This window comes from Archangium violaceum Cb vi76, from assembly GCF_000733295.1.
Taxonomy (GTDB): domain Bacteria; phylum Myxococcota; class Myxococcia; order Myxococcales; family Myxococcaceae; genus Archangium; species Archangium violaceum.
The window spans coordinates 1-11,319 of the sequence record NZ_JPMI01000226.1 but is presented as its reverse complement, the minus strand read 5'-3'; the positions used below and the strand labels follow the sequence as shown (position 1 = coordinate 11,319).

Sequence of the window (11,319 nt, the reverse complement as noted above, 5' to 3'; positions counted from 1 at the left end):
CCGATGCCGAAGGTCATCGAGCGCCACGGCTGCATGGCCTTGATGTAGGCGACGCTGTACACCACCCGGGCGGCGGTATAGGCGATGAAGCAGATCTGCAGGCCGAGCACCGGCACACCCGCCAGCACGGCGATGAGGCCGAGGATGAGGAAGCCCGGGATGTTCTCCAGGTCGTTGCGGTGGGCGCGCAGCACGCGCTCCACGTCGGGGTGCTCGGTGGTCAGGACCTGGGCACCGAACCGGGCCGCGTCCTCGGGATTCATCGCCACCTTCAGCCGGGCGCGCGTCCGGGCGGTGTGGAGGCCCACGGCGAACATCTTGATGATCAGGATGACGGCGCACAGGGCGTAGAGACGGAAGCCCGGGAACGCCAGCACCAGATTGGACGTCATCTGCGGGAAGAAATCGCTCATGGAGGGGGCCATCTACCAGCAGTGCGCGCGTTTGGACAGCGGGCGCGCCCCACGTGTACCGTGCGTGCACCATGCTCACCCTCCTCCTCCTCGTCCTCGCGGCGCAGCCCACGGCCGCGCCCACGAAAGCCCCCGCCATGGATCCGGCGTACGTGGCCTACACCACGGAACTGGAGAAAGGCATCCACGCGGGTGACGGCTCCCTCCTGGACACGCGCGTCGACATGGAGCGGCTCCTCGAGCGCTCCACGCGCGGCACCTCCGCCCCCAAGGTCTTCCACGACAGCTTCGCCTCGGGCGTACGCAGCTCGGGCATGCAGCTGGGCAAGCAGATCGTCGCCACGCGGGAGGATGACTCCAGCTTCCGCCTGCTGCGGCTGCGCATGGAGGGCGGCGCCCCTCACGCCCTCTACCGCATCATGAGCTCCGAGGGCGGCGTCAACTACCTGGACCTGGAGCTGGCCAGGAACGCCGAGGCCCAGGTCGTCATCGTCGACTTCTACCCCTACATCACCGGCGAGCCCTTCAGCGAGACCATGCGCCGCATGTACCTCCAGGCCGCCACCGAGGCCGGCTACAACCTCGTGGACAAGCTCATGGGCAAGGAGCAGGACTTCCTCAAGAACGCCACCAGGCTCCAGGCCATGCAGCGCATGGTGCAGGAGAAGCAGTTCGCCGAGGTGGTGAAGACGTTCGAGGCACTGCCCAAGTCCCTGCGCCAGACCAAGCCCTTCCTCCTGCTGCGCCTCACCGCCGCCGGCCAGCTCGACGAGGCCGAGTACCAGAAGGCCATCGCGGACTTCGAGACGGCCTACCCCAACGACCCCAGCCTGGATCTCATCTCCATCGACGGCCACATGATGCGCAAGGACTACGCCACCGTGATGAAGATGGTGGACCGGTTGGATCAGCGGGTGAACGACCCGTACCTCCAGTACCTGCGCGGCAGCGTGATGCTGGACAAGGGGGACCGCAAGGCGGCCATCGGCTACTTCAAGGCCGCCGTGGCTCGCGAGCCCACCCTCGCCCTGGCCCACTGGGTGCTCATCGGCCTGTCGCTCCAGGACAAGCAGTTCAAGGACACCGTCCGCTACCTGGACGCCATCGAGCGCGACACGAGCGTGGAGCTCGCCGACCTGGAGGGCCTCGAGGAGTACGCGGGCTTCGTCAAGTCCCCCGAATACAAGGCCTGGAAGAAGAAGCGCGCCGGCCGGATGCAGGCCGCACCAGCAGTACCTTGACGGCGGGGTCCGGCTTGTGAAAGTTGCCGGACTTCATGCCAGTCCTCAGTGGTGCAGTGACCTTCTCGCGCTTCCGGTCCGAGCCGGCCGGAAACGCTCCTTCCGACAAGAAACGCTGGCTCTCCAAGGGCTTGAAGTCCGGGGCCTTCGAGCCCATCGACCTCAAGAAGACCGAGGACGAGCGGGCCGCGGGCTTCGTGGAGCTGGAGAACCATGACGCCGTGGAGTTCTCCACCGGCGCCATCCTGTACGGCGACTACGCGCTGTTCGGCTTCCGCGTGGACACCGTCAAGGTGCCCGCCGCGGTGCTCAAGGCCGAGCTGGACAAGTGGGCCACCGCCTTCGAGAAGCAGAACGGCCGCCAGCCCACCCGGGGCGAGAAGGCGGAGAACCGCGCCTCCATCCGCCACATGCTGCGCCAGCGCGCCGTGCCCTCCACCAAGGTGCACGACGTGAGCTGGAACCTGCAGACGCAGCAGGTGCAGATCTGGGCCGCCTCGCGCAAGCAGGTGGATGAGATCCTCCTGGCCATGGAGACGGCCTTCGAGGTGAAGCTCCAGCCGCTGGTGCCCGCCGCCATGGCCGCGCGCTCCGGCATCAAGGACGAGGAGCTCGTCCCCACGCCGGAGCTCATTGGCATGGAGATTTCCCACAACGAGATTCCCAGCAGCGAGGTGGCCCATGGGGAGGCGTGAGCAGGCGAGGATCGAAGCGGCCTTCATGCGCGGTGACACCGGCGTCGACGGTGGCGCCACCGAGGAGGACACGCGGGACGAAGCGGAAATCGAACGCGACAAGGCGCGCGAGCAACTGCTGCGCGGCCGGGCCTACCTGGGCCGGGAGTTCCTCACCTGGCTGCTGTGGCGCTCGGAAGCGGGCAATGTGCTGGTGGACTTCGAGGGCACGGGCGTCGTCGTCCTCTACACCGGCCGCTGCACCCTGCGCGGCGTCAACGGCGACGTCACCGAGCTGATGGCCCGGGGCGCGCTCGCGCCCTACTCGGAGCAGGTGAAGCACGCCATGGACCGCGGACTGCTCGTCCACCAGGCCCGCTGGCGCCTCACCCACGGCGAGAAGGTGTACGAGGTGACGCTGGACGCCGAGTTCCTCGACATCCGCGCCGCGAAGCTGCCGGAGCTCATGGCCGAGGAGGAGGATGACCGGCTGCTGGAGCGGCTCTACCTCACCGAGCAGCTCTCCGGAATGGTGGACGCGCTGGTGCAGGCCTTCCTCGAGGTGCGCGCCAGCCGCAACTGGAGCAAGAAGGTGGTCCCCGCCATGAAGAGCTGGATGAAGGGCGAGGACGAGGCCCCCCGGGCCACCAAGGTGCAACTGGCTCGCGCCGCGCGCGGCTGAGCCCCGGCGCGAGGAACGGGGAGCGGGCCCGCGAGTCCCGCTCCCCTGGCCCGGCCGCTCCTTCCCGCGCGTTACTGGACGAGCCGGTGGATGTCCCCGCAGGCGATGTAGGAGCTGCCATTGGCGGTGGTGGTGATCTCCTCCACCACGTACAGGACGTTCTCCTCGCGGATGTCGCGCGGGAAGCGGATGTTGAGGTTCGGGTCATACCCGTCCGACACCACGCGGGCGCGCAGCTTGCTGCCCTCCTTGATGCACTGGACGATGACACCCGTGCCCACCGAATTCGTGGTGGGCAGATCCGCCGCCGAGCCCGCCGTCACCTTCGACGCGGTGGGCTTGCCCTTCTTCGCCACGGCCGCTCCCGCCGGACGCGCCGCGCGCTCCTGCCCCGGCTGCACCAGCCGTTTGATGAGGCCATTGACGCGGTAGAAGGTACCGTCCCCCGACAGCTCCAGCTTGTCCACCACGTATGTGACGCCCTCCTCGCGCACGCTCCGGGGGAACTGCACGTTGAAGCTCGAGTCATACCCCTCGGACACGGTGTGGATGCGCAGCTTGCCGCCCTCGCGCACGCACTCGAGGACGATGCCGGTGCCCGCGCTGGCCACCGCCTCCAGGCTGTCCGCCGAGCCGCCCGCCGTGCCACGCAGCGCCAGGTCCCCACGGCTGCGCGTGCCCGCCTGGTAGGACTGATCCCTCAGCTCCTTGCGGATGACGGAGTCGTACTTCCTCGACTCCAGGCGCTGCGCGTAGTGCGCGAGCTGCTCCACCTCCTCGGCGATGTCATAGGAGGCCTTGTCGAGCGTCACGGACAGCTCGCCGATGACCTGCCGCAGCCGCTGCGAGGCCGTGGCGAGGTCCCCCTTGTCGGCCAGCTCGACGGCCTGGTCCTTGACGCGAGCGATGCGCAAGCGGTTCGTCTGGGCCAGCACGTTCTTGTCCGCCGACACCGCCGAGGACTCCGACGCCGAGGCCAGGTTGACGACGATGGGCACCTCGCCCGAGAGCTCCCGGATGGCCCCGTCCACCACCACCTGCGCCCGGTACACCAGCGTGGCCAGCGTCACCGGACCGGCCACCGCCCCCGCGTCCACCGACAGCTCCGCCGCCAACTGCCGCTCCTCGGTGGAGTACACGTCGCCCAGCCCCACCGCCACCTCCTGGCCCCGGGACTCGAAGCGGTAGCGGTTGAGCACGCTCGCCACCTTCACCGTGGGCGCTGGCTTGAGCGTCACCTCCAGGTTCTGCGCGATGAGCGAGCCGAGCCCCTCCATCTCGATGCCGAAGACGCCCTCCGCGTCCGTGGGCGACTGGATGTAATAGAAGTGCCCCTCTCCGGCGTTGGCCATGCCGATGAGCAGGTCCTCGTTGAAGTTGGAGCCGAAGCCCAGCGTGGTGGTGATGACACCCGCGGCGGACTTCTCCCGGGCCGTGGAGATGAGCGTCTCGACATTCGTGATGCCCTCGTTGGCCTGCCCGTCCGTCAGCAGCAGCACGCGGTTGATGCGCTCGCTGGCCTTGTTGGCGTTCACGTGCTCCACGCCCTTGAGCCAACCGCCACTGAGGTTGGTGCAGCCGCCCGCGCGGACATGGGAGAGCACCGCGCCGATGGCCGCCTTGTCCGTGACGCGCACGGGCGCGAGCACGGTGGACACCGCGTCGTCATAGGTGACGATGGAGAGCCAGTCCTCGGGCCCCATCCGCTCCACCAGTTGCCGCGAGGCCTGGAGGGCGTGCTTGAGCGGCGCTCCCGCCATGGAGCCCGAGCGATCGATGACGAGTCCCAGGTTGAGCGAGCGCTTCGCGGACGCCGCCGGAGCCTCCGCCTTGAACGACACCAGCAGGTCGATCTTCGAGGAGGTACCCACGGGAAGTACCGGACGGCTCAACGTGTAGGACGCCTTCATGGCCAGGCCCTTTCGAGAAAGAGGCGAAACAGCCTAGTCTTACCCTCTGTCATGCGTCACCTCGGGCCTACCCGCCCTGCTACGTCGGGCGCGTGCGTCAGGGACAATGGGGACCCCAATGATCTGCCTGGTCTGTGCCGAGCTCCGCGACGGGGAGAGTCAAGACACCTGTCCGGACTGCGGCGCCATGCTCGAGCCCGCGACCCGGGAGCACGTGGACAGGCTCGTCCGGGAGAAGCTGAAGCGGCGGATCTCCGACTGGCAGGCCACGCGGCTGCTCGAACCGGCCACCGCGACCCGGCTCACCGAGTCCCTCTACACCACCCCGGAGAGCGCCGCCGTCGTGAGCGCCGCCGTCGTGAGCGCCGCCGTCGCGGTGCCGCTGCTCGAGGACGCGAGCACGCTGGAGCAGAAGGCGGACGCGCTCGCCGGGAAGCTCGAGGAGCTCGAGGACTGGCGCCCCACGTGGGGCCAGGCGTTCTTCCAGGCGCTGGAGAACGCGGCCCGCGAGGAGCGCGAGCGCGAGTCCGCGTCCCGTCCGCACCATGAGGAGGAGGGCATCGGCCTGGCGTCGGAGTCGGGACAGGCCCTCTTCCAGCGCGTGGACGCGGGCGCGCTCGGCGGCGGGCTGGATGCGATGGTGGCGCTCGATGACTCCGCGAGCGGCGCGGCGCCCAAGCTGCACGAGTACGTGTGGTGGTTCCTCGGCGCGGTGCTGGTGCTCGGCGGCTCGCTCATGGGCGTGCGAGAGGCCTGGCGCGCGCTCGGCGGCGTGCCCCGGCAGTTGCTCGTCACGGGCGCGCTCTTCGCCTACCACTCGGCCTTCGTCGGACTCGGGGTGCTGCTCGCCCGGCGCTCGGCCTCGGCGGGACGGGTGCTCGCGAGCATCGGCATCGCCCTGCTGCCCGTCGTCTTCGTCGCGCTGTCCTCCCTGGTGGGCCTGGCCCCGGCGATAGGAGGGCCCGCCTCGGCCGGCGTCGCCGCGCTCACCCTCCTCACGCTGAGACCCACGGGACGCCTCCTGTATGGGGCCTCCCCGGTGTCGCTCGGGGTGGCGCTGCTCCCCTCTCTGATGGCCGGACTGCCGTTGATGGGGCTGGACGAGGCGCCCTGGACGCGAACCCTCTGTGCCTTCGCCGGTGTGGCGGCCTTCGGGGCCTCGGCATGGCGGGCCCGGCGGGAGCAGGCCCGGGCGGGGCTCTCCGTCCTGAGCACGAGCCTCTATGGAGCGGCCGCCCTCGCCCTCTTCTCCATCGCGAGCGCACCGTCCGGCTTCGACGCCCTCTTCCCGGGGAGCCCCCTGTTCGCCGGCATGACGCTCTGGGCGATGGCGCTCGCCGCGGTGGCCGCGGGCGTGGCGAGTCAACCCTCCGCGCGCGAGGCCCATCCCCAGGCGGCGCCCGTGGTGGAGACCCTCGCGCACGCGGTGCTGGCCAGTGGAGCCGTCGCCGCGGGGCTCGCGGCCTTCTCCGTGCAGCCCGGCGTGGAGCCCTGGGTGGACCTCGCCTCGGCCCTCACGCCCATCGGGGCGGCGCTGACCTTCTTCCTGCTCGAGCCCCGGCGCCGCGCGCTCGTCCATCCGGCCGTGCTGACGCTGACCCTGGCGGGTGTCCTCCTGGCCCGCCTGATGATGCCGCTCGATCCGCGCTGGTGGGTGGTGGGCATCGCCACCGTGGGCGCGGGTCTGCTGCCCATGGGACGGCTGAACGCCCAGCACAGCCGCGGCTTCTGGCTGCTCGGCTGGGGCGTGCTGCTCTCCCTGGCTTCGCTGCCACTGAGCTCGTACGGCGTCACGATGTGGGGCTCGGATACGGGGTGGCCGGCGGCAACAGCGGGCGCGCTGGTGGCCGTGGCCGCACACCTCACGGGTGGGTACCAGGCGCGGGCCCTGCACTACCTGGGAGGCGTCGCCGCGGTCTTCGGAGCCTTCGGCGTCATCGACGCCGTGGGTATCGAGGCGAGGGATTGGGCGCAACTGTCCGTGCTCACCGGGGCGGCGGCGCTCTACGGCGTCGCGGGGCTCGTCCAGGAAGCGTGGATGCGCCGGAAGGGAAAGAGCGACGAGCTCCTGCCCCTGGATGACCTCTCGCTCGCCCTGGCCGCCGTGGGAGTCGTGCTCGCCCTGGCTGGCGTGCAGGGCGGTGTCGACGGAGAGGGCGCGAGCCTCCCGGCGGTCGTCATCGGCTGCATGCCGGTCGCCCTCGCCTCGGTGCTCCTCCTGCTGCGCGTGAGACGGGACCGGAGCCGGCTCGTCAGCACCCTGTCAGCGTGGGGCTTCGGGCTCTTGGCCGTGCTGTTCGTCCAGGGGCTGCACCCCATGGACTTCGCCGGCCAGCCCCTGGTGCTCGCGAGCCTGACGCTCGGTTTCTGCGCCATCGCGGCGCTGCGTGGACGCGAGCCCGAGGCCCCCGCGGCCCCCTCGCGAGGCCGGCGACTGCTCGGGTGGATCCGCCTGCCCTTCCCCGAGTCGGGCCGCCCCCTCTACACCGATGGCTTCGCCGTGGTGTCGGCCATGGGAGCCGCGCTCACCCTCTTCTACCTCTCGAATTGGATGCCGTTCCCGGTGGAGGACCAACGCTCCAGGGTGGTGCTCGCGGGGATGCTGCTCACGGGGAGCGCGCTGCTCGCCTTCGTCTCGCGTGGCTTCGTCACGTGGCGCCTGCGCGGCTCGGTGGGAATGCTCGCCCTCGCGGGCCTCTTCATCGCCTTCACGGCGGTGCTCAACCGCGCGGGACGTCCACTGCCGCCCGACGTGAGCGCCCTGCGCCTGCCCTTCATCGGCATGGGCCTCTGGCTGCTGGCGCTCGCCACGCGGCGTTTCGGGCCGGGGCTCGGACGCCTCCTGGAGAACGAGCGCCACGGCCGCGTCTATCACCTCGTCCCGCATGCCGGTGTGGCCGCGCTCGCCGTGGTGCTCTCGGCGGGCGCGTGGAACGCAGGTGGGCCCATCCTCTCCCGCGCGTTGACGGTGGTGCCTCCGCTCATGCCGCTGGGCGCCGCGCTCCTGGCGCTGCTGCTCGCCTTCTCCTTCCGGGCTCCGGCGCTCGCCAGCCTGGGGCTGCTCCTGGCGCTGCCAGGGGCCGCGCTGTGGGCCGTCCATCGCACCGTGCTCGGACATCCACTGGCGGCCACGCTGCCTCCGGGTGGGCAGTGGGTTCGCGCCGAGTACCTGGAAGCCGCCCGGAGCACGCACTGGCTCGCGTCCGAGGCGTGGCTCGCCTCCGGTGAGACGGTGGATCAACTGTGGTACCTGGCCTTCATGGGGCTCGCCGCCGCGGGGCTCGCGTACGCGGGCGCGGGGCTGGCGCTGACCCTGGTGGGGGCACGGGTCCGCGTCGTGCAGCACCTCCTGTTCGGCGAGTCCGGCTCCGACTCCTTCGGCCCCCGGCTCATGCGGGCACTGCACGGCTGGTCGGGCACCGCCGCGGGGCTCGTCTTCGCGGCGGCGTTCTTCCAGCCGGGGCTGGAGGCGGCCGTGCTCACCCTCGGCGCCGGGCTGCTGCTGCTCGCGAGCCGGGCGCGGCCCCAGGGACGGCTGGTGCCAGGGCTGGGCCTGCTCCTGGTCATCCACGCCCTGGCGCATCGCGAGCCCACCGTGGGCGCGTGGCCGGGCCCCGTGCTCGCCCTGGTGGCACTGGGCGTGGTGGCGCTGAGCCCGTGGTTGGCCCGCCGGCGGGGACTCGACGAGGGACAGGCGCGCGCGCGTGCTCAGTTGGGAGCCCTCTTCTATGCCCTCAACGCGACGGTGTACGCGCTGGCCAGTGGGGGCCGGACCGAGCCGCTGATGGCCGTTCCCCGGCTCCTGCTCTCGGACGCGAACGGCCTCGGGGGAGACTGGATGCTGTCCATGTCCCTACCCCTCACCACGGCGCTCCTGGCCACCACGCTGTACATCGGCGCGGCCCAGTGGAAGGGCGCGCTGGCGCGGCTGGGCGCGGGCCAGGCCACGACGCTGGCGGGGCTCGCCGCGCTGACGGGCCTCTCGGTGGCGCTCGTGGCGGGAATGAATACACCCCGCCTCGTGCCGCACCTCCCGGCCCTGGCGCTCTGCGTGGCGGGGGTGGCGGCGCTCGCGCACGCGGCCAACCGGCGGCTCCGGGAGGGACGCGAGGACCTGGCCCGGGGGCTCGCCTGGGGCCGCGACCTGTGGCTCATCGCGATGGGTGGACTGCTCACGCTGGTGGCGGCCCAGGGGAGCGCGCCGGACGAGCGGGCACTGCCGCTGGCGGGCTCGGCCATCGCGCTGGCGGTGGCGGTGTCGCTGCACGCCGCGTGGCGCGAGCACACCGGACGGCACGTGTACTTCGTGCAGGTGGCGGTGGTGGGCGTGTACGCGCTCGTGAGGGCGCTCTACGCCCGGGAGCTGAGCCCCGAGCACGATGCCCTCTTCGCCCTGGCGCTCGGCTTCGTGCTGGTGGGGGTGACGGTGCTGGCGCGGCGGGCGGGGGTGGCGCCGGTGGAGCGGGCGACCCGCCGGTTCGCGGCGCTGCTGCCCGTGGGCATGGCGCTGGTGCTCCCCAGCGAGGCCACGCAGGAGGCGGCGCTGCTGGCGGGTGGCTCGGGCCTCCTGTACGCGGCCCTCGGCGCGGTGGAGCGCAGCCGGCTGTTCGGCTCGCTCGCGGCCACCGCCTGCAACGCGGCGCTGCTCATCGCCGCGCTCTCCATGGACATGGAGGGCATTGAAATCTACCTGGCGCCGCTCGGCCTGCTGCTGTTGATGCTGGGCCAGCTCTTCACGTCCAGCCTGCCGCGAGTGGCGAGGAACGCGGTGCGCATCCTGGGTGGCATGCTGCTGTACGTCCCCGCGGCGGCGAAGCTGACGCTGCAGATCGGCCAGGCGGCGGACGGCACCTATGCCTTCGTGTTCGGCGCGGCGTGCCTGCTGGGCGTGGCGCTCGGCATGGTGCTGCACATCCGCGCCTACCTGGCGCTGGGGACGCTGTTCCTCACGCTGGACGTGGCGGCCACGCTCGTGCACGCCGGGTTGAGGGACCATCGCATCGGCTTCGTGGTGATGACGCTCGCCGGCCTCTCCATCGTGGGAGGCCGGGTGTTCGCCACGCTGCGCCGTCAGGAGCTGGACCGGTGGCTCCGGGGCGTGCGCGTCGCGCTCAGGGGCTGGGACTGACGGGCCCGAAGTCCCCGAGGACGACGAGGGAGCGGCCCTCCATGGGCAACTCCCGCTCCTCCACGTGGGGGAAGCCGAGCTCGCGCGCCAGGTCCGCCAGGTGCCGCCGCCACGGGTTGTACGGCATGCTGTTGTCCGAGCAGCACGGCACCACGGCGAAGGGCAGCCGGTGCTTCGCCGCGTACTCGATGATGATGCGCGTGGCGCCGTCCGGGTGCATGCCCACGAGCAGGTCGCACTCGCAGGGCTCCTCCAGGGTGAACATGCGCTGCTCGTAGCGGACGGGCAGGTGCTTGTGGCGCAGGTCGAAGGTGGTGACCGTGCGGCCCAGCCTGGACAGGGCCTCGTTCAACCGGCCCTGCCCTCCCGCGATGTCATAGATGCGCGGAGCGGGGAACCGCTCGGTGATGAACTGGGCGAAGAGGTCGAAGCGGCGCTTGTCGGCCATGACCCCTCTCTACACCAGGTCTGGCGTCCCTGATTCCCGGATGAGGGCCGCGGCGACCAATCTGGTCACACGCCTCGACAAAATTCGTCACCGCTCCCCTGGTGGGCAATCAGGCAACCGGTGATTCCAGGGGTTTACGCCACATCGAACATTGGCACGCCAACTGCTCCCGGCCGTGGACCCCAGCCTCGGACAGAGAGAGGCGGCTCAAAGCCAGACGAACGCGAACGGGCATGCGCTCGTGGGGCACCACCATGTCGACGGAAAGGAATACCTGGATGAAAGCCAGATGGATGGCATTGCTCACGGCCGTCATGATGAGCGGCTGCGGTGCCAGCGAAGAATCCTCATTGCAGCACCCGGCCGCCCCCGAGCTGACGAGCGAGGCCCTCGAGGAGCCGAGCCTTCGCGGACGGGCGTGGAACGCGCCACTCCAGGGCGTGCTCGCGGCCGGCAGCTCCCACTCCCTGGCGTTGGATGCGGATGGCACGCTCTGGGCCTGGGGTTACAACGCCTATGGCCAGCTCGGAGACGGGACGACGCGCAACCGCTCTTTTCCCGTGAAGGCGGTGGGCCTCGGCAAGGTGAAGGCCGTGGCGACGGGCCGCATGCACAGCCTGGCGCTGGGCAAGGACGCCACCGTCTGGGCCTGGGGTGACAACATGGCGGGCCAGCTCGGACAAGACCCCGGCAACTTCATGCCCAACCCCACGCCGGCCCTGGTGTCGGGCCTCACGGACGTCGTGGCCATCGCGACGGGCGAAAGCCACTCCCTGGCGTTGCGCGAGGACGGTACCGTCTGGGGCTGGGGTGACAACATCTA

The 11,319-nt window shown here is 70.8% G+C and carries 8 protein-coding genes; 5 read left to right on the top strand and 3 right to left on the bottom strand.

Annotated features, from left to right (window positions below):
* The coding region (locus Q664_RS30055) for an MAPEG family protein (RefSeq protein WP_160174529.1) at window positions 1-413 on the bottom strand (413 nt) is incomplete at its 3' end.
* A gap of 71 nt (window positions 414-484) precedes the next feature.
* Here Q664_RS30055 and Q664_RS30050 point away from each other — a divergent pair.
* The 3 genes from Q664_RS30050 to Q664_RS30040 are packed head-to-tail and all read left to right on the top strand — an operon-like array spanning window position 485 to window position 3,010.
* Window positions 485-1,654, top strand: a complete 1,170-nt coding sequence (locus tag Q664_RS30050) for a tetratricopeptide repeat protein (protein WP_043403470.1) — start codon at window positions 485-487, stop codon at window positions 1,652-1,654.
* A gap of 35 nt (window positions 1,655-1,689) precedes the next feature.
* On the top strand, window positions 1,690-2,349 hold the full coding sequence (gene rdgC / locus Q664_RS30045; RefSeq protein ID WP_043403473.1) for a recombination-associated protein RdgC: 660 nt from the start codon (window positions 1,690-1,692) through the stop codon (window positions 2,347-2,349).
* Window positions 2,336-3,010 carry a hypothetical protein gene (locus tag Q664_RS30040; RefSeq protein WP_084610452.1) on the top strand — a complete coding sequence of 225 codons (675 nt, stop codon included), beginning with the start codon at window positions 2,336-2,338 and terminating at the stop codon, window positions 3,008-3,010. The genes rdgC and Q664_RS30040 overlap by 14 nt, the downstream gene beginning before the upstream one ends.
* Window positions 3,011-3,081: 71 nt before the next feature.
* Here the strand turns inward: Q664_RS30040 and Q664_RS30035 are convergent, their stop codons facing one another.
* Window positions 3,082-4,920, bottom strand: a complete 1,839-nt coding sequence (locus tag Q664_RS30035) for a VWA domain-containing protein (protein ID WP_043403469.1) — start codon at window positions 4,918-4,920, stop codon at window positions 3,082-3,084.
* A 187-nt stretch (window positions 4,921-5,107) separates the two neighbouring features.
* Here Q664_RS30035 and Q664_RS30030 point away from each other — a divergent pair, with 187 nt between their 5' ends.
* Entirely contained in the window at window positions 5,108-10,048 is a 4,941-nt protein-coding gene (locus tag Q664_RS30030; protein ID WP_235216937.1) for a hypothetical protein, read from the top strand.
* Here the strand turns inward: Q664_RS30030 and Q664_RS30025 are convergent.
* Window positions 10,032-10,496 (bottom strand): class I SAM-dependent methyltransferase, encoded by a 465-nt coding sequence (locus Q664_RS30025; protein WP_043403467.1) that lies wholly within the window; start codon window positions 10,494-10,496, stop codon window positions 10,032-10,034. The two genes, Q664_RS30030 and Q664_RS30025, sit on opposite strands and share 17 nt — an antisense overlap.
* Window positions 10,497-10,774: 278 nt before the next feature.
* Here Q664_RS30025 and Q664_RS56635 point away from each other — a divergent pair.
* Window positions 10,775-11,319, top strand: a 545-nt coding sequence (locus Q664_RS56635; protein WP_369406343.1) for an RCC1 domain-containing protein, incomplete at its 3' end; no start/stop codon positions are given.

What these genes read in the sequence shown, in the direction of transcription:
- Q664_RS30050 (WP_043403470.1), top strand. Translation starts at nt 485, where the DNA reads ATGCTCACCCTCCTCCTCCTCGTCCTCGCGGCGCAGCCCACGGCCGCG.
- rdgC (WP_043403473.1), top strand. Translation starts at nt 1,690, where the DNA reads ATGCCAGTCCTCAGTGGTGCAGTGACCTTCTCGCGCTTCCGGTCCGAG.
- Q664_RS30040 (WP_084610452.1), top strand. Translation starts at nt 2,336, where the DNA reads ATGGGGAGGCGTGAGCAGGCGAGGATCGAAGCGGCCTTCATGCGCGGT.
- Q664_RS30035 (WP_043403469.1), bottom strand. Translation starts at nt 4,920, where the DNA reads ATGAAGGCGTCCTACACGTTGAGCCGTCCGGTACTTCCCGTGGGTACC.
- Q664_RS30030 (WP_235216937.1), top strand. Translation starts at nt 5,108, where the DNA reads ATGCTCGAGCCCGCGACCCGGGAGCACGTGGACAGGCTCGTCCGGGAG.
- Q664_RS30025 (WP_043403467.1), bottom strand. Translation starts at nt 10,496, where the DNA reads ATGGCCGACAAGCGCCGCTTCGACCTCTTCGCCCAGTTCATCACCGAG.